We start from the raw sequence: 18615 nt of genomic DNA, 5'->3' as shown, positions 1-18615 counted from the left end.
ATTTTAATTTTTAAATGTTATGCTCCAAATTCCTCGTACCTGATTTACATCATAACCTTGAGCTTTATCGGTAGGGTATAGGAGAGTTAATCCTTTTAAAGTTTCAGGTTTTATTTGTGTGTTAGGGGTTCCATGACATTGTAGGCACATACTATTTGTTATAATTGGATAATAGAATTTGGTTTTGTTACCTACTTGTTTTGTAACAGGTTTAATTTCTTCTTTGTTACTTACAACTCTTTTGTATCCTTCAATAATGTTTAATTCTTCAGTGTTTGCAGTGTTGTTGAGGTTTCTTGGTTTGTCTGAAACTCTTTTAATGGAAGCATTAAATTTTGTAGCCATACTATCGGTTAGCTTGTAGGCTTTTTCGTTACAAAATTGTAAAGCATGTAAAGTTCCTTTCTTTTGAATAGCTCCCATTAAGTTTTTACCTAATATTTTTTTTGTTTCCATAGCATATGTTAATCCAATTTCTTCAGGAGTTTTTTTAGTATTTTTTTGACTTATTTTTCTCCCTGAATTAATATAGCTTTTACCTTGCTTAGACTCCCAATGCTCTTTAAACCAACTAGGCTCTTCAATTTTATAGTTATATAGATAATTAGCTATCTTCTTAAGATCTTCTTCCTCAAATTTTTGATAAGGCATTAGTCCAAATCGTTTTACAGCTCCTCTCATCACTGCATTTTCTTTCGTAGGGTTTAATACAAAATTGAGAAAGTTATTAGTGAACTCCTCTTCTGAAGTGTTTTCACCAATATAATGAGCTTTAATAGCGATTATTGGAGGTGCAACTCTCTCGTTGTTTGGAGTAGAGGAGTTATGGCATACAAAACATTTTGTTTCTAATAATTTTTTGCCAGAAGGGTGAGTAGCTTTTTCAACTGTAACTTCTTTAGTGTTCTTTTTTGAATAATCACTTTTTTTAGATTGATTACAACTAAAAAAGAATAATACAGTAATTAAGATAATAAACTTGTACATCGTTCTAATTTTTACCATAAAGGTAGAACGATTCTCTTGTAAAAAATGTAACTTAGGTTACAAGGTTAAAGTTCTAACACTTTAATCTGATTTCTATTCAGTTCTATTTTATCTTTTTTTTCTAAAGCTTTTAAAAGTCTTGAAATAACTACTCTAGAAGTATGTAAGTCATTAGCTATTTGTTGGTGTGTTACGCTAATTGTTTCGTTTTGGTTTACTAAAGCTTTGTCTTTTAGATATTTTAATAAACGCTGATCCATATTTAAAAAAGCAATAGTGTCAATAGCATCAATAAACTCTTGTAATCTACTATGGTAGCTATGCAAAATAAATTCTTGCCAGCTTTTATACTTGCTAAGCCATTCACTCATTTTTTGTTTAGGAATCATCAATAGCTTTACATCGGTTTCAGCCACAGCTTTGATTTTACTTTTAGTTTGTCCCATACAGCACGAAAGGGTCATGGCGCATGTGTCTCCCTTTTCTATGTAGTATAAAACTAAGTCGTCTCCTTCTTTATCCTCACGTAAAATTTTTATGGCACCACTTAATAACAGAGGGATAGAAGTAATATAACTGCCAATATCAATAATAACTTCATTAGCTTTTACTTCTTTAGCTATAGCAACATCAGCTATTTCTTTTAATAACGCTTCCTCAAATAAATAACCGTAGTATTTCTGTAAATCTTCTATCAAGATAAAATGTTTTTGTAAAAATAGTTAAATAATTACATTTTAGATAGAAATAAAATAGATGATAATCTATGATTTTAATCAGGTTTATACTTGTTTTTATTACTGAAATTTGAAGTAAATAATAACACAAAACCTTACAAAAATGAAAAAAAGAACACCAGTTTCAGTTATAATGACTAAAGATGTAATTACATTAAGTAGTACTGATGATTTAATGACGGCAGAGAAAATATTTAAAAAAGAACATATACGACACATTCCAGTAGTTAGTGGAAATGAAATAAAAGGAATGTTAAGTTATACAGATTTATTACGAATAAGTTTTGCAGATGCAGTTGATGAAAATGAAACCGACGTTGATACTGTGGTGTATAATATGTTTACAATAGACCAAGTGATGGCGAAAAATTTGGTAACTGTAAACTCAGATACAACGATTAAAGAGGTAGCTGAGATTTTAGCAAAAAAAGAGTTTCATGCTTTGCCAGTTGTTGATAATAATGAATTAGTAGGGATTGTAACTACCACTGATTTAATTTATTACCTATTAGAGCAATTTTAGTCCTTTCTTTAATATAAGTGGATATGAAAAGTTGAAATTTATGGTAAAACCATACTTTTATTATGGTTTTTTTTGAGTTAAATTGTTTTGTAGAATTTATTTTTGAGAAACTCAAAATACTTTATCATGTTAAAAAACATTTCAAATTTAGGTTCGGTTTTGAATAAGTCAGAACAAAAATCAATTAATGGAGGATGGATTTACGTTTTGTGTCATAACTGTGAACCACTTCCTCGAGGCTATGTTTGTATGAATGATGTTATTTGTAGTGGAGAATAAGTTAATCCTAAACAAGATTACATTAATATTTACTATTCATATTTAGTAACCCTTTTAAGGGATTATAGGGCTGTTAAACTAGAAGCGTATTTAGAAATTTTTCTAAATACGCTTTGACTTTTAGTTTATAATAGTTTTTAAATTCTCAATTGTTTCGGTAGGATTATCGCTTTTGAAAACAAAACTACCAGCAACCAACACATTAGCACCAACTTCTACAAGTTTATTAGCGTTTTGGTCAGTTACACCTCCGTCAATTTCAATTAAAGTTGAAGCTTCACTAAATTCAATCAAGTTTTTTAACTGTTGAGTTTTTTTGTAGGTATTTTCAATGAATGATTGACCTCCAAATCCAGGATTTACACTCATAATACAAACCAAATCTAAATCTGTAATAATATCTTCTAAAACGGCTATAGGTGTATGCGGGTTTAATGCAACACCAGCTTTCATACCAGCAGCTTTTATTGCCTGTACAGTTCTATGTAAATGAGTACAAGCTTCATAATGTACGGTTAAAATATCGGCGCCTAAATCAGCAAAAGTTTGAATGTAACGATCAGGATCTACAATCATTAAGTGTACATCAATAGTTTTATTAGCGTGTTTTGCAATTGATTTTAAAACAGGCATTCCAAAAGAAATATTTGGTACAAAAACACCGTCCATAATGTCAATATGAAACCAATCTGCTTTACTATCATTAACCATTTCAACATCACGTTGTAGGTTACCAAAATCAGCCGCTAAAATTGATGGGGCTACAAGTTTTTCCATTAATATATAAGTTGTTGCGTTGTTATTAATTGCAAATATAGTTAAAACTAAGAGCATAAAAACCAAAAAGAAAGCTCTCAAATTTGAGAGCTTTCATTCATTAATCAAAAAACGAATAGTTACGATAACTATTTGTTGTTGTTTATATTATTAACCTAAGTAAGTCATTAAAATCTTACTACGAGATGTGTGTTTTAATCTTCTGATGGCTTTTTCTTTAATTTGACGAACACGTTCACGAGTTAAATCAAAAGTTTCACCAATTTCTTCTAAAGTCATTGGTTGGTGCTCTCCTAAACCAAAGTATAGTTTTACAACATCAGCTTCACGTGGAGTTAATGTTTCTAGCGCACGATTAATTTCGATACGTAATGATTCGTGTAATAAAGTTTTATCAGGGTTTGGTGATTCACCTGAGTTTAATACGTCGTATAAATTTGAATCTTCACCTTCAATTAAAGGAGCATCCATCGATACGTGACGACCAGAATTTTTCATTGACTCCTTAACATCATTAACAGTCATGTCTAATTTCTTGGCAATTTCTTCAGCACTTGGAGGGCGCTCATTTTCTTGCTCTAAGAAAGCATACATTTTATTAATCTTGTTAATAGAACCAATTTTGTTTAATGGCAAACGTACAATACGTGATTGTTCAGCCAACGCTTGTAAAATAGACTGACGAATCCACCATACAGCATATGAAATGAATTTAAAACCACGCGTTTCATCAAAACGTTTAGCAGCTTTAATTAATCCTAAATTACCTTCATTAATTAAATCAGGTAATGTTAATCCTTGGTTTTGGTATTGCTTAGCAACCGATACCACAAAACGTAAGTTAGCCTTAGTTAGTTTTTCAAGGGCTCTTTGGTCACCAGCTTTAATTCTTTGTGCTAATTCAACTTCTTCATCAGCAGTAATTAAATCTACCTTTCCTATTTCTTGCAAATATTTATCTAAAGACGCGGTTTCTCTATTGGTAACCTGTTTTGTAATTTTTAGTTGTCTCATCTACTTCAAGTATATTTTAATTTATCAATCAGTCTACATTAACTTATACGTATGCAGTTAGAATAATGTTACAAAGTTTTTTGTGTTTTTTGAAAATTTTCGTCTATTTGTTAAATAAATATTAAAATTTGTTATTAAAACAATAATTAAGTGACCACGTAACGGACCAAGTGTCTAAATTGATGTATAACTAAGGAGGAAACTAACTATACTGCCCATTGGAGAGTATTGATGTAAAGAAAATAAGCGACGAAGATTTGGTTCGTAAAATAGTAGAAAAAAATGATACTCATTTATTTGCTGTTTTATACGATCGTTATGCTGGCGTGGTGTATAACAAGTGCTACGGATTTTCCAAAAATAAAGAAGAGGCTCAAGATTTAACACATGATGTATTTATTCGTTTATTTGTTAAATTGAGAACTTTTAAAGGAAAATCTAAGTTTTCTACTTGGCTATATTCTTTTACTTATAATTTTTGTGTTAATTATGTACAGAGAAATAAGGAGAAGAAAAAAGAAAAGGTAACAGTAGTAACTGATGAAATAAGAGAAGAAAGTAATATTGATGATATTGATGACGCTACACTATTTGAGTTAAAGTCAGATAAATTGGCAAAAGCACTCGAAATGATTTCTCCTTCAGAGAAAATGATTTTATTAATGAAGTACCAAGATGAAATGAGTATTAAAGATATTTCAGCGGGGTTAGATTTGGGGGAAAGCGCAGTAAAAATGCGTTTAAAAAGAGCTAAGGAAAAAGTGGTGAAAGCGTATAACGAATTGTAATAAATTATGGATAATCCATTTAAAAAAATATTACATAACGAAGAATTGCCAGAAGTACTAAAAGACAAAGTACTTAATGATGTGGCAATGATTAAGCTATCAATAGATATGGCTGATTTATTCGTGGTTAAGTATCCTAATGCTATTGTTGATTTGATAGGAGGGACTACTGAACCAAACGGAAAAAAGAAATGATACTAACTAGTTTAAACTAACCAAATACATACTATATATACATAAAAGTTATGAGTTTTTTAAATATAGATTTTTTAACCCCTTTTAAGGATATTTTTCAAGATATCATTGATTCATTACCAACTGTAGTAGGATTTTTAGCTTTTGTAATTATTTCTTGGCTTGTTATAAAAATCTTTTTATACCTTGTTAGAAAAGCATTAGCCAAAACTAAAATAGATGAATGGTCTAAAAAGCTTAGGAAAACAGAAATTTTTGGTAGTAGCACAATAAATATTGTACTAACCAATGTTATTTTGGCCGTGTTAAAATGGTTTTTGATTTTTGTTTTTGTTATGGTTGGAGCCGAAATGTTTGGCTTAACTGTAGTGTCTGAGGGGATTAGAAGCTTTTTTGCGTATTTACCTAAGCTATTAACAGCTGTAGGTATTTTTGTAGGAGGGGCTTATCTAGGAACTATGGTAAAAAAAGCAATTCAATCTATGTTTAAATCTCTTGAAGTATCTGGAGGTAATTTAGTAGGTAATATAGCTTTTTATCTAATTGTAGTGTTCTTATCTATAACGGCATTAGACCAAGCAGGGGTTGATACATCGGTAATTAAAAGTAATTTAACTCTTTTAATAGGTTCTGTATTATTGGCTTTTACTTTAGCTTTTGGCTTTGGTGCCAGAGATGCTGTTTCTAGGTTGCTTTTTGGTTATTATTCAAGAAAAAACATTTCAATAGGAGAAAAGGTTGTAATAGATGATGTAGAAGGTGTAGTAGTTGCTATAGATAATATATGTATTACAATCAATACAGAAGGAGGTAAGGTGATTTTACCAATTAAAGATGTAGTTGACAATAAAATAGTTATAAAAAAATAATAAAAATTAACAATTTTTTATATCTTTGAAAACGCTAAAAACAATGTTTTTAACAGTACGATAGATTTCGGGGGACTTCTATCCAACTAATAAAGAGAAATCTTTATGAAATAAGGCCGCATTTTTGCGGTCTTTTTTTGTTTAAGATAAAATAAATGTGACCTAAGAAAATAAAGTGTGTCTAACAAGTATAGAGTAATAAGAATTCGGGGGACTTCATATTATTTTTAAACTAAAAAAGGCTTTCTAATTTAGAAAGCCTTTTATTTTTTATTGTAATTGTTTTATAAATCTTATTCAAAAGCTAAGTGTAAAAACACTCCTCTGGTTCCCAAGAAGTCAATAGGATCAGTCCATTGAGAAGACTTATTGTCGTATTTAACTTCGTTATTAATGGCAAAAACACCTCTTATTGAAGGAGAAAATTTAAAGTAACTTAAATAAAAGTCAACACCTATTCCTATTTCATACATAAAGTTGTTGGTTGTAGTTCTAAATTCACCAGCAAAGTTATCATCACTATTTCTTTCGTTACTTGAAAAGTTATGATCATATGAAAGTCCTCCAATAACATAAGGCCTCATATTGTTGAGTCTGTTAGTGCTAAATTTTAAAAGTAGTGGTAAATGTAAGTATGTAGCACCTACTTCTCGAGTATTTACGTTATCTGCACCAGCTATATGTTTAAATCGTAATGTTTTTGTGTTGGACATTAGTCCAGGTTCAAAACGAAGGTTAATATTGTTATGCAATCTTAAATCAGCAATTAAACCTACGTTAAAACCAATAGATGATTCTACTTCGATTTCAGCATTATCAAAATCACTTGGAGCATAAGAAATTTTGTAACCATTATTATTAGCACCAAGGTAAAAACCATAGTGAAAAAGAGGTTTATCAAAACTAGGAAGTTTTAATATTTTTTCTCTTTGTGCTTGCGTAGATAAGGACGCTACTAAAATTCCGAAAAGTAAAAGCTTTTTTAACATACTATTTTAAAGCGGTATAAATTGATGCAACACCAAATGTTACAGGTATATTCTTTGCATTCTTAAACCCATTTTTTTGTAAAATATTGTTGAAAGCCTTTCCAAAAGGAAAAGTATTTGCTGTTTCTGATAAATATGAGTAGGCAACTTTATCTTTTGAAAAGAGTTTACCAATAATAGGTAAAATATAATTAGTATACAATTTGTATCCTTGCTTAAAAGGAAATTTGGTAGGGTTAGAGGTTTCTAATACGACAAACTTACCTCCAGGTTTTAACACGCGTAATATTTCGGTTAAACCTTTGTCTAAGTTTTCAAAGTTTCTAACTCCAAAAGAAACAGTAATTGCATCAAAAGTATTATCAGGAAAAGGGATGTTTTCGCTATCGCCAACAATCATCTTAATCTTATTGGACAAATTTGCTTTAGCTATTTTTTGTCTTCCCACTTGTAGCATTCCTTCAGAAATATCTAAACCTACAATTTTCTCAGGGTTTAATTCAGACATCATTAAAGCTAAGTCACCTGTACCAGTAGCAATATCTAAAATTTGTTGTGGGTTATTTTCTCCTACTAGTTTTACTACTTTTTTACGCCAGCTAACATCTATTCCTAAAGAAATAACACGGTTTAACCCGTCATAATCTTCAGAAATATTGTCAAACATCTGAGCAACTTGTTCTTTCTTTCCTAATTCAGAATCTTTATATGGTTTAATCTTTTCAGACATATATTTTATTTGGTTTGGAATTACCCGTTAATGGCAACTACTTCATTAATTTGATTAGGTAACATTTCTTTAAGCATTGTTTCAATACCATTTTTTAATGTTACTGTTGATGATGGGCAGCCACTACAAGCTCCTTGTAAAATAACACTTACTCTTTTGCTATCAGCATCGTATGCCTGAAAAGCAATATTACCACCGTCAGAAGCTACAGCAGGCTTTATATATTCATCTAAAATATCAACAATTTTAGCTTCAGTATCAGTTAAATTCTCTTTAGGAACTTCAACGTTTTGTTTAGTTTGTTGTTTAGGTAATTCAGAAATAATTTTTTTACCTTCCTGAATGTAACTACGAATAAAAGTACGCACTTCTTGATATACTTCATTCCACTCAATCATATCGTATTTGGTGATTGATATATAGTTTTCAGAAATAAAAATTTCTTTGACGAAAGGAAAGCTAAATAAAGCTTGTGCTAAAGGAGAAGATTTGCTGGCTTCTTCAATATTTGTATACTCAACATCAGTTTGTGTTAAAGCTTTGTTGGTTCCAAATTTCATTACTGCAGGGTTTGGAGTAACTTCAGCATATACTTCAACAGCATCTTTTTTGGTAGTTTCTTCTTTTACTACAGAATTACCATCTTGGATGTAAGCTTCTATTTGCTCGCGAACCTCTTCTTCAACATCGCTCCACTCAACAATATCATATCGTTGAATAGCAATGAAGTTAGCTGTAACTAATACCTTTTTTACAAAAGGAAGGTAAAATAGTTGTTGTGCTAACGGAGAGTTTTTAGCCTCGTCTATATTATTGTATTCATAACTACCACCATTAACTAAAATTTTGTTGCTAACAAACTTTAGAATGGTTTCGTTATTAGTTTCTTGTATGTTTATTTTTATTGAACTCATAAGTTGTAAATAAGAAGCAAAATTACGGTAAAAAACTGAGATATGTATATATAAAAAGTCCTGCATATAGCAGGACTCTTCTTATATGTTTTTTATGAATTATAAACTGAAAGTAATTGTTCCAGAGATTCGAGAAGTATCGGTTGTTAATTCGATAGGATCTACATCTACAGCAGGTGAATTATAAATATAGTACGGACTGTTGTTTTCTGAATTAGTATATGATAAATCAAACTTAACGTTTCCGAAATTATAACCAAGTCCTAATGAAAACCCAGAAATATTATCATCGTCTAAAGCATTTTTATAAGGACTTTGCTCATAATGATAACCACCACGAACACTCATTTTGTCAAAACGCCACTCGGTACCAATATTTAAGGAGTGGGTACCTTTAAAATCATTATCAAAGTTTTGATTAGTTTCTATAAAATAAGGGTCGTTTTCTCTATATTTTGTACCACTGTAGTCTTTGTAAGTATAATCGGCACTTATTAAACCTTGTTTACCAAAAACAAATGCCGCACTAGCAGTAAGTTTACTTGGTGTTCGTAGTCTGAAAATATTTGAATAAAATTCTTCCCCGCTATTAACATCTGTATCTTGGTTTGTGGCTGATATTTCAGTGTAACCAACCCAATCATCATATCTAGAGTCATTTGGATCGAAAACATCTAAGTTACTATCTTCAAAAACTTCATTGTACCATGTTGGGGTTTCATAAGCTAATCCGAAACGGAAGCTTTGATTAACCTTATAAATAAAACCAGCACTAAAAGAAACTCCGCTACCTTCAAAGTAGCTATCTTGAACGTTAAGAGCTGTTAAGGTGTTTCCATTATCGTCTTCATTAACCTCTCTAAGTTCGGTAACTTGACCAAAGCTAAAATTATGAAATTTTATACTAGCTCCTGCATATAACTTGTTTAGATGTACAGCAGAGAATCCCATTTCAAAAATACTACTCTCTCCGTAGGTAGAATTAAAAAAGCGTTGCTCTTGTCCGTTATTAAATTGATTGGTTATATCATCAGGGTGTTCATTGAATAATGCTTGACCACTATTACCTTGTGAAGAGAATAAACCTTCAAAGTCGCTTTTTAACCTATAGTTAAAGGTTAATGCAAAACGATTCCAGTCAGAGTTATGAGCAGAATCAAAAGATAAAATACCACCAGCTTGGGTAATATTAAAAAAGTCATCTTCCGTTTCTGTTGTATTTCCGTAATAATTAGCTGTATAAGTAGTGTTTCTATTGCCTAAAGTTACTCCAAAAGTACTTTTAATAGCAACGGCACTACCAGCTGGGTTAATTCCAAAAGAAGATATGTCTCCACCTAATGCTCCAAAGGCTCCACTCATTGCTTCAAAACGAGCGGTTCCATAATTATCGTCTTTTGAAAATAAAATTCCTAAATCATTGTAGCCTAAAGATTGCGAGTAGGCAGTATACGTACTAGCGATAATTATCGCGAAGGTTAAAATTCTTTTCATTTTTTCATTAATTCGTTAAAAACTTGTCTTGAAATCTGGCAGCAAGATTATCTTCTAGAGCTTCTAGATGAACTTCTGTTACTCCCTCTTGAGCTACTTCCGGCTGAAGAGTTGCTTCTAGAGCTTCTTGACGGAGCTGAGTAACTACGAGAACTTCTTGAAGGTTTTGAGTAACTTCTAGATTTTCGTGAATTGCTACTATTACGTGAAGCATAGTTCTTTCTGTTATTTCTAGTTGATTTTGAGTAGCTTTTAGAGCTTCTAGGAGAGTATGATTTTCTAACAGATCTATTAGAATTTTGATCTCTCTTAGTATAACTTCTAGAGTTTCTAACTGAGGAAGATTTACGAACATCATTATTATTTGAGGCTCTGTAGTTTCTTGTAGAATATCCTCTAGAGCTTCTTGTAGTACGAGGTGTACCTCTATAGCTACGAGTAGATCTGCTACCATTTGAGTTATAACTTCTTGTTCTAGTTGATCGTTTTATACTTCTGTTATTAGAATTGCTACCTCTTCTTGTATTGTATCCTCTTGTATTTCTTGTTGAACGAGTGTTTCTGTTGCTTCGATAGGTTCTACTATTACTTCTTCTGTAAACATCAGAAGAGCGTCTTGAAGTTGTAGTTCCTCTACGACCTGTAGTATAACCTCTTCTAGAAGTTGTTGCAGTTCTGTGACCTCTATAATAGTTGGCACCTCTGTATGGGCGTCTGTAATAGTGGTTGTTATAGTATCTGTATGGTCTGTAATAATTGTATCCGTAATATGGAGAATTCCAGTAAGAGTTGTAATAAAGTCCACCTAGACCAACATAAAATCCAGAATTCCAGTGGTATGGGTGCCAATTGTTGTACCCCCAGTAGTTATAATAACGAGATCTCCACCAAGGTCTGTAATAATTATACCCATAGCCGTAATCCCAATACCAATCATTATAGTAGCCCCATCTTGGGTAGGTGTTGATATTAATAACTACATCACTGTTGTCAGCATACCCCCAAGGCTCATTGCCATTGTATGTAATTCTTGTTTCAGGCTCCTCTTCATATATAATGTCTTCATCATCATATGAGTCATCATTTTCAGACTTATAATTTTCTATATCGGTAAAAATATCAGTACCATTTAAAGCATCTAAGCGTTCTACTTCTTTGGTAAAATAGTTTTCCTGATATTCATCATATGCACGATCATCAGTAACAATTACTCTACGTTGTGGTTGTTCTATTTCATCAGCATAAATACCATCATCACTACCAGTAACCGTTTGTGTAGAACCACAAGATATAAATGTAGCTGCCATCAAAAATGATAGGATATAGAAAGGGAGTTTGGTTTTGGTGTAATGTAGCTTCATGACTTTTTTATTTTTAGGTTAAAGCAAATTGTTTTTCCACTAGCTGCAAAAAATTAGTTCTTTGTTGGGCTTGTTACCTTTTTAATGTAGTTTTGCAGACACAATTTACGCATAAAAAATAACAATATTTATGCCAAACTTTTGATTATGAGCAAACATTTAACAAAAAGAGCCGAAGATTACTCGAAATGGTATAACGAATTGATTGTAAAGGCCGATTTAGCTGAAAATTCAGCAGTAAGAGGTTGTATGGTAATTAAACCATACGGATTTGCAATTTGGGAGAACATGCAAAAAGAATTAGATAGAATGTTTAAAGAAACAGGACATCAAAATGCTTATTTCCCCCTTTTCGTACCTAAAAGTTTGTTTGAAGCAGAAGAAAAAAATGCTGAAGGATTTGCAAAAGAATGTGCTGTAGTTACACATTATCGATTACAAAATGATCCAGATAATGAAGGTAAGTTACGTGTAGATCCTGAAGCTAAGTTAGAAGAAGAGTTAGTTGTTCGTCCTACTTCGGAAGCAATTATTTGGAATACATATAAAGGGTGGATTCAATCGCATAGAGATTTACCATTGTTAGTAAACCAATGGGCGAATGTTGTAAGATGGGAAATGCGTACGCGTTTGTTTTTACGTACTGCAGAGTTTTTATGGCAAGAAGGTCATACTGCACATGCAACAAAAGCAGAAGCAATAGCTGAAGCTAAACAGATGCAAGAAGTATATGCAACTTTTGCTGAAGAGTTTATGGCAATGCCTGTTGTTAAAGGAGCTAAAAGTGAAAGTGAACGTTTTGCTGGAGCAGATGATACTTTAACTATTGAAGCTTTGATGCAAGATGGAAAAGCATTACAAGCAGGAACTTCACACTTCTTAGGGCAGAATTTTGCAAAAGCTTTTGATGTAAAATATACTTCTAAAGAAGGAAAGCAAGAGTATGTATGGGCAACTTCTTGGGGAGTATCAACACGTTTAATAGGAGGGTTGATAATGACACACTCTGATGATGCTGGTTTAGTATTACCTCCAAAATTGGCGCCAATTCAAGTTGTAATTGTACCTATATATAAAGGAGAAGAACAATTAAATGCTATTTCTGAAAAAGTAGATGTAATTGTAAAAGAATTACGATCTAAAGGAATTTCTGTAAAGTTTGATGATAGAGATACTTTTAGGCCAGGAGCTAAGTTTGCTGAGTATGAGTTAAAAGGTGTGCCAGTAAGAATTGCAATGGGAAAACGTGATTTGGAAAATGGTACAGTAGAAGTTGCACGTCGTGATACTTTTGAGAAGCAAACTGTATCTAGAGATGAGGTAGTAAGCATTGTGGCTAACTTGTTAGAAGAAATTCAAGAGAATTTATACAACAGAGCGTTAACTTACAGAAACGACCATATTACAGAAGTAAATTCATTTGAAGAGTTTAAAGATGTAATTGAGAACAAAGGAGGATTTGTGTCAGCGCATTGGGATGGTACAATTGAAACAGAAGATAAGATAAAAGAGCTAACAAAAGCTACAATAAGATGTATTCCTAATGATGCAAAAGAAGAGGATGGAGAATGTGTGTTAACAGGAAAACCATCAACAAAAAGAGTACTTTTTGCAAAGGCTTATTAAAAAAATAAAAAAAAGCTTTGTGTAATAAAAAACAGTTTTTATATTTGCACCCGCAATCGCAAAAAAGATTGTTTTGGTCCGTTCGTCTAGGGGTTAGGACGCCAGGTTTTCATCCTGGTAACACGGGTTCGATTCCCGTACGGACTACAAGTTCTTTTTCTTTATTTTAAGAGAAAAATAAATAGAGAAAAAAATAATTTTTAATTGCAAATAACAAAAAGAATTGTATATTTGCACCCGCAATCAGAACGATTGTTTTGGTCCGTTCGTCTAGGGGTTAGGACGCCAGGTTTTCATCCTGGTAACACGGGTTCGATTCCCGTACGGACTACAAGTTTTTTATAAACAATTAACGCATTAGTACAATGGCAAATCATAAGTCAGCATTAAAGAGAATTAGAAGTAACGAAGCAAAGCGCTTAAGAAATAAATATCAGCATAAAACAACTCGTAATGCTGTAAGAAAATTAAGAGCTACAGAAGATAAGAAGGAAGCAGAAGGAATGTTTTCGACTGTTGTATCTATGTTAGATAAATTAGCAAAGAACAACATTATTCATAAGAATAAAGCAGCAAATTTAAAGTCTAAATTGGCTAAACACGTTGCAGCTTTATAAGAGTTTTAAGGTTAGTTAATAGTTAAACGCTTCGATATTTTTTATCGAAGCGTTTTTATTTTGGTTTAAAACTAAAAATACTTCGTTTAAAATTAGAGCTTATTTAATATTTCATTATTTACAGGTCTCTCTAATAAGTGTGGTTATTTTGACTTTTAACTTGTAGTGTGTGTATAAGTAAGTGTTACTACAGTTGTGTTTTTTTCTGAAAATTATAAAGTATAGTAGTTGCTTTACCAATCGTACTTTTTATGGGCATCCAGACGAATGAAAATAAATAGAAGCAAGGTGAAACCCCATAAAGAAGAACCTCCATAACTGAAAAAGGGTAGTGGTATACCTACAGTAGGTAGTAGCCCTATTACCATACCGATATTAACAATAATGTGGAAAAAGAAAATAGAGGCTACACTGTAACCATATATTCTTGCAAATTTATTGGTTTGTGTTTCTGATAAGTAGATAATTCTATAGAGCAAGAACATAAATAAAATTATAACAAGAGAACTACCTAAAAATCCCCATTCTTCACCAACAGTACTATATATATAATCTGTATGTTGTTCAGGAACAAAGTTTCCTTGCGTTCTATCTCCTTGTAAAAAACCTTTTCCAGAAAAACCACCTGAACTAATCGTTTTTTCAGATTGATAAGAATTGTAGCCAATACCTTTATTATCTTGTATTTTTCCTAATAAAATATCGAATCGATCTTTTTGATGTTGACCTAATATGTTATTATAAGTGAAACTAATTCCTAAGATAAAGAAAATAGAAAAAAGATAGGATCCAATTATTTTTATAACGTTAAAGCGAAAAAATCTCTTATCTCTGTAAACTCCATAAAAAACAATAAGTGTTATTATAAGTAAACATGAAATCAGAACCCATTTAGCTCCGAAATAAACGGTTAACAAGAATAGAATGATAGAGATTGTTCCAAATAATATATATGCTAGCGTAAGTCCTTCTCTGTTTAAAACAAAAAAGAAAGCGAAATATATTAGTACAGATCCCATATCTGGCTGTAAGGCAATAAAAAAGGCAGGCAAAAAGATGACTATAAAAGCTTTTGCTTGATTTTTTATTAACTTAAGGTTGTATTGCCGGTCACTCATTAATTTTGCTAAAGCTAGAGCAGTAAAAGCTTTTGCAAATTCAGAGGGCTGTAATCCTATACTACCAAAGTTATACCAAGAAGTTGCTCCATTAATTTTTTTACCAAATACAAGTACTCCAGCTAATAAAACCAGAGAGAAAATGTACATAACACTGGAAAATTGCTCGTAGAACTTAGAGTTGAAAAATAGGATAAAGATAATAACAGGTATACTGAGCCCTATAAAAATTAACTGTTTGCCATACTTTGTTGAGAAGTCAAAAATTTCTCTTGACTCTTCAGTAGAGGATGCAGCATATATATTAACCCAACCAAAACCAACTAATATTACGTAGAGTAAAACGAGTAGCCAATCAATTCCTGCAAAAATATTATTTCGTTCCTGTCGCAATAGTATCGTTTTTTTGAATTAATAATTGATTGTCATATCTTTCTTGAAGACTTAGGTTAATCATGCGATCTTCAAGATATTTTCTAGAAATAGACTTGTTTAAATATTTTTCAATCAGTAAACTAGTAATAGGAGCAGCAATTGTAGCCCCATACCCTCCGTTTTCTACAAAAATAGCTATGGCTATTTGGGGATTATCTTTAGGAGCAAAAGCTATAAAAATAGAGTGGTCTGTTAACTGAACTTTCTTTTTATTTACTCTAATAAAATTTTCAACGGTTCCTGTTTTTCCGCAAATATCTATTCCCTTAACTTGACTATATCTAGCTGTACCTCTGGTAAACGTTTCATACATTGCCTCAATAGCAATAGGAAAATGTTCTGGTGAAACTGTTGTATTTCTACGAGTTACATATGTAGAGTCAAGCCTGGGCTTGTCTTCAATTTTCTTAACAATATGAGGAGTGTAAAAATAGCCTTTATTAGCAATTGCTGCTGTCATATTTGCCAACTGAATAGGTGTTGTCTCTACTTCACCTTGACCAATGGAGTTTGAAATAGTTGTGGTAGCTCCCCATCTAAAGTCATAACTTCTGTCGTAAAAACTTCCATTTGGAATTCTACCTTTTTGACCAGAAGGAAGATCATATCCTAAATAGTTACCTAGACCAAAGCTTTTTGCATGTTTACTCCAAGCATCAGTTCCTATGGTTGGATTTTCGTAATTGTCTATAATTTTTCTATAGGTGTTAGCGAAATATGTGTTACAAGATTTAGCAATGGCTGTTTTTAAACGAACAGGGCGTCCAACAATTCTACAGTGACACCCCATAAAAGCGTTAGGTCGTTTACCATAACGATATCCGTGTTGACAGTAAAAGCCAGTATTTTCATCAATAACACCTTCTTGTAAACCAATTAAACCAGTTAGGATTTTGAAAGGAGAACCAGGAGCATACATTGCTTGTAGACCTCTGTCAAAAGTTGGCATGTTAATGCTGTCATTAAAAAGCCTTACAGAATTAGGGGAGCGTTGTCTTCCGACTAATAAGTTAGGGTCATAAGAAGGAGCGGTAATCAATGCTAATATCTCACCTGTTTGAGGCTCTATAGCAACAATTCCCCCTCTTTTCCCAGACATTAATAACTCTCCATATTGTTGTAATTCACTATCAATGGTTAATGTTAAGTCTTTACCAGGCACAGCAAGGGTATCATATTTTCCATTTTTATAAGAGCCAGTAACCTTATTTAAGTTGTTTCTTTTGAAGTATTTTTTCCCTTTAACGCCTCTTAGTTCTCTTTCATACTGCTTTTCTACACCAAGCTTCCCTATTAATTCTCCTTGTTCGTAGTAATCACTATTCTTAGCTACATATTCATTAACTTCACTAATAAACCCTAATACATTAGCAGCCGATTTTACAGGGTAATTTCTAATGATACGTTTTTGGATATAAAAACCTTTGTACTTAGATAGTTTCTCTTGTAAAAAAGCATAATCCTCTTTAGCTAATTGCTTTAAAAATACAGAAGGAAGCCAACGAGCATAATTTTCTGCTTTTTTAAAACGTTTTACAAAATCTTCTTTGTCGATTTTTAAAAGAGAGCAGAATTCTAAAGTATCTAAAGGTTCTACTTCTTTTGGAATAATCATTACATCGTAGGATAATTGGTTTGCAACCAATAATTTTCCATTACGATCATATATATAACCACGCTCTGGATAATCGTACTCAATCTTTATTGTAGCACTATGCTTTAGGCTCTGTTCGCCACCATTTATTACTTGTAACTGAAATAATCGAGAGATATAAACAATTCCAATAAGAGTAATTAAAAATATAAGTAAGAAACTTCGTTTCATGCTAGCTTTTTCCTAAATATAAAACTTCCTAAAAAATACAACAGTAACGTAAAAACACTAGAAAATAGTGTATTGACAAGTACATTTGATATGTTATAAAAACTAAAGTTAGTTAAACTAAATAAAATGAAGTGATGAGTTAATGTTAAAATTGCTGTATAATTAAATACTTTGTCAAAAGACTCATGTCTTAGGTTAAAAAGTAGATAATCTGATGATGTTTTTTTGAAAACAGCTTTAAAAACAAATAAACGTATATAGGCCATAAATACAGTTGAAAAAGCATGAATTCCACCAGAGTTAGAAAATGCATCTACACATAATCCTAAAAGAAAAGCAACTAATAAAAGAAAAAACCTGTTTTCTTTAATAGGGAACAAGAAAATAAAAACGATATAAATGTAGGGGTTTACATAACCTAAAAATAAAATATTATTTAGAACCAACACTTGTAGTAACAAGAGGAAAACGAATAAAAATATTAAGTATACTGTTTTATTCATTATTATTTTCTACAGTTTTTACTTCTTCTTTATTTAGGTTGGTTATTATATAAACATGACCTAAGTTAGACATATCGTTAAAGAGTTTAATGTTTATACTATTAACCGCAGATAATTCTTCAGGTACTTCTAAGACTGTTCCAATAGGTATCCCGTTTGGAAAAATAGTAGACCTTCCTCCAGTGACTACAGTATCACCTTTTTTAAAAGTTGCTTGACGTGGAATGTCGGTTAGTTGTACAATGTTATAGTCCTTACCGTCCCATGTTAACGTACCGTAGTGATTATTATTTTTAAATTTAGCGTTGATATTGCTTTTTGAATTTAAAATAGATTGTACTCTTGCGTATTTATTTGACGCATTATCAGTAATACCAATAATACCTTTACTGTTAATTACTCCCATTTCTTTAAAAACATTATAACTTTTACCTCTGTTGATTGTTAAAAAGTTATCAGTTTTATGAAAAGAGTTTTTAATTATTTTTCCAGAGATATAATTAAAATTTTGACTGAGCTGTGTTGTGTCTATTATTTGATTCGCAGAAATACTATCAAGATAAGTAGTAATTTTCTCCAGTTTATTTTTTAAGGCTAAGTTTTCCTCAACGAGTATAGAGTTTCTTTCTTTTAAGCCAAGATACTCTGAAATATTTGATGATTTTTGATATAGTCCTCCTGTAATAAAATTGGTAGAACTAATAAATTTACTTTTATGAAAAGAATGGTTGTTAATGATTAATGCAACAGCTATAACTTCTAAGAATAGAAAAAATAAGAAATACTTATACTTCTGTAAGAAATAAATAAGCTGTTGCATAAATAATCATTCAA

Annotated in this window: 19 protein-coding genes and 2 tRNA genes; 8 read left to right on the top strand and 13 right to left on the bottom strand. The window is 31.6% G+C overall.

From position 1 onward, the window contains the following. Positions 1-3: 3 nt before the first annotated feature. Together VCM48_RS07675 and VCM48_RS07670 are read right to left on the bottom strand one after the other, a co-directional pair. The gene (locus VCM48_RS07675; RefSeq protein WP_482272188.1) at positions 4-987 is read right to left on the bottom strand and encodes a Tll0287-like domain-containing protein; all 984 of its coding nucleotides are present in this window, start codon (positions 985-987) and stop codon (positions 4-6) included. Positions 988-1052: 65 nt separating this feature from the next. Further along, entirely contained in the window at positions 1053-1685 is a 633-nt protein-coding gene (locus VCM48_RS07670) for a Crp/Fnr family transcriptional regulator (RefSeq protein ID WP_099215524.1), read from the bottom strand. Between the two features lie 142 nt (positions 1686-1827). Here VCM48_RS07670 and VCM48_RS07665 point away from each other — a divergent pair, with 142 nt between their 5' ends. Further along, complete coding sequence (locus VCM48_RS07665; protein ID WP_099215523.1) at positions 1828-2247, top strand: CBS domain-containing protein; 420 nt, start codon at positions 1828-1830, stop codon at positions 2245-2247. Positions 2248-2646: 399 nt separating this feature from the next. On the opposite strand, the gene rpe is transcribed toward VCM48_RS07665, so the two are convergent. Together rpe and VCM48_RS07655 are read right to left on the bottom strand one after the other, a co-directional pair. Next, a complete protein-coding gene (gene rpe / locus VCM48_RS07660) occupies positions 2647-3303 on the bottom strand; it encodes a ribulose-phosphate 3-epimerase (protein WP_482272187.1) in 657 nt (218 codons plus the stop codon). 150 nt (positions 3304-3453) lie between these two features. Further along, positions 3454-4317 (bottom strand): sigma-70 family RNA polymerase sigma factor, encoded by an 864-nt coding sequence (locus VCM48_RS07655; protein WP_028891227.1) that lies wholly within the window; start codon positions 4315-4317, stop codon positions 3454-3456. Between the two features lie 218 nt (positions 4318-4535). Here VCM48_RS07655 and VCM48_RS07650 point away from each other — a divergent pair, with 218 nt between their 5' ends. The 3 genes from VCM48_RS07650 to VCM48_RS07640 are packed head-to-tail and all read left to right on the top strand — an operon-like array spanning position 4536 to position 6169. Then, entirely contained in the window at positions 4536-5105 is a 570-nt protein-coding gene (locus tag VCM48_RS07650) for an RNA polymerase sigma factor (RefSeq protein ID WP_274639634.1), read from the top strand. Between the two features lie 6 nt (positions 5106-5111). Next, complete coding sequence (locus tag VCM48_RS07645) at positions 5112-5300, top strand: hypothetical protein (RefSeq protein ID WP_482272186.1); 189 nt, start codon at positions 5112-5114, stop codon at positions 5298-5300. Between the two features lie 50 nt (positions 5301-5350). Then, positions 5351-6169 carry a mechanosensitive ion channel family protein gene (locus tag VCM48_RS07640; RefSeq protein WP_440122628.1) on the top strand — a complete coding sequence of 273 codons (819 nt, stop codon included), beginning with the start codon at positions 5351-5353 and terminating at the stop codon, positions 6167-6169. A 293-nt stretch (positions 6170-6462) separates the two neighbouring features. On the opposite strand, the gene porT is transcribed toward VCM48_RS07640, so the two are convergent. The 5 genes from porT to VCM48_RS07615 form a co-directional block, all read right to left on the bottom strand. Continuing rightward, positions 6463-7158 (bottom strand): type IX secretion/gliding motility protein PorT/SprT, encoded by a 696-nt coding sequence (gene porT / locus VCM48_RS07635; protein ID WP_440122627.1) that lies wholly within the window; start codon positions 7156-7158, stop codon positions 6463-6465. A gap of 1 nt (position 7159) precedes the next feature. Continuing rightward, on the bottom strand, positions 7160-7888 hold the full coding sequence (gene ubiE / locus VCM48_RS07630) for a bifunctional demethylmenaquinone methyltransferase/2-methoxy-6-polyprenyl-1,4-benzoquinol methylase UbiE (RefSeq protein WP_099215517.1): 729 nt from the start codon (positions 7886-7888) through the stop codon (positions 7160-7162). 20 nt (positions 7889-7908) lie between these two features. Further along, entirely contained in the window at positions 7909-8802 is an 894-nt protein-coding gene (locus tag VCM48_RS07625; protein WP_440122625.1) for a NifU family protein, read from the bottom strand. A gap of 99 nt (positions 8803-8901) precedes the next feature. Next, positions 8902-10296 carry an OmpP1/FadL family transporter gene (locus VCM48_RS07620; RefSeq protein WP_440122624.1) on the bottom strand — a complete coding sequence of 465 codons (1395 nt, stop codon included), beginning with the start codon at positions 10294-10296 and terminating at the stop codon, positions 8902-8904. 47 nt (positions 10297-10343) lie between these two features. Continuing rightward, the gene (locus VCM48_RS07615) at positions 10344-11657 is read right to left on the bottom strand and encodes a hypothetical protein (protein ID WP_440122623.1); all 1314 of its coding nucleotides are present in this window, start codon (positions 11655-11657) and stop codon (positions 10344-10346) included. Between the two features lie 147 nt (positions 11658-11804). Here VCM48_RS07615 and proS point away from each other — a divergent pair, with 147 nt between their 5' ends. From proS to rpsT, 4 genes are all read left to right on the top strand, one after another. Next, on the top strand, positions 11805-13283 hold the full coding sequence (gene proS / locus VCM48_RS07610) for a proline--tRNA ligase (RefSeq protein WP_440122622.1): 1479 nt from the start codon (positions 11805-11807) through the stop codon (positions 13281-13283). A gap of 75 nt (positions 13284-13358) precedes the next feature. After that, positions 13359-13430 (top strand) — tRNA-Glu (locus VCM48_RS07605). 112 nt (positions 13431-13542) lie between these two features. Beyond that, a tRNA-Glu gene (locus tag VCM48_RS07600) sits at positions 13543-13614 on the top strand. 34 nt (positions 13615-13648) lie between these two features. Then, positions 13649-13900 (top strand): 30S ribosomal protein S20, encoded by a 252-nt coding sequence (gene rpsT, locus VCM48_RS07595; protein WP_028891217.1) that lies wholly within the window; start codon positions 13649-13651, stop codon positions 13898-13900. A 233-nt stretch (positions 13901-14133) separates the two neighbouring features. On the opposite strand, the gene rodA is transcribed toward rpsT, so the two are convergent. Genes rodA through mreC form a run of 4 tightly spaced genes read right to left on the bottom strand, consistent with a single transcriptional unit; the run spans position 14134 to position 18601 of the window. After that, entirely contained in the window at positions 14134-15411 is a 1278-nt protein-coding gene (gene rodA / locus VCM48_RS07590) for a rod shape-determining protein RodA (RefSeq protein WP_482272185.1), read from the bottom strand. After that, positions 15392-17278, bottom strand: a complete 1887-nt coding sequence (gene mrdA / locus VCM48_RS07585) for a penicillin-binding protein 2 (protein ID WP_482272184.1) — start codon at positions 17276-17278, stop codon at positions 15392-15394. The genes rodA and mrdA overlap by 20 nt, the downstream gene beginning before the upstream one ends. Then, positions 17275-17781 (bottom strand): rod shape-determining protein MreD, encoded by a 507-nt coding sequence (gene mreD, locus VCM48_RS07580; protein WP_482272183.1) that lies wholly within the window; start codon positions 17779-17781, stop codon positions 17275-17277. Before mreD ends, mrdA begins: the two co-directional genes overlap by 4 nt. Further along, a complete protein-coding gene (mreC, locus tag VCM48_RS07575) occupies positions 17774-18601 on the bottom strand; it encodes a rod shape-determining protein MreC (protein ID WP_482272182.1) in 828 nt (275 codons plus the stop codon). Before mreC ends, mreD begins: the two co-directional genes overlap by 8 nt. Positions 18602-18615: the final 14 nt, after the last annotated feature.

Source organism: Tenacibaculum sp. DPLXC6 (assembly GCF_056815515.1).
This window is presented reverse-complemented; position numbering and strand designations above follow the sequence as displayed.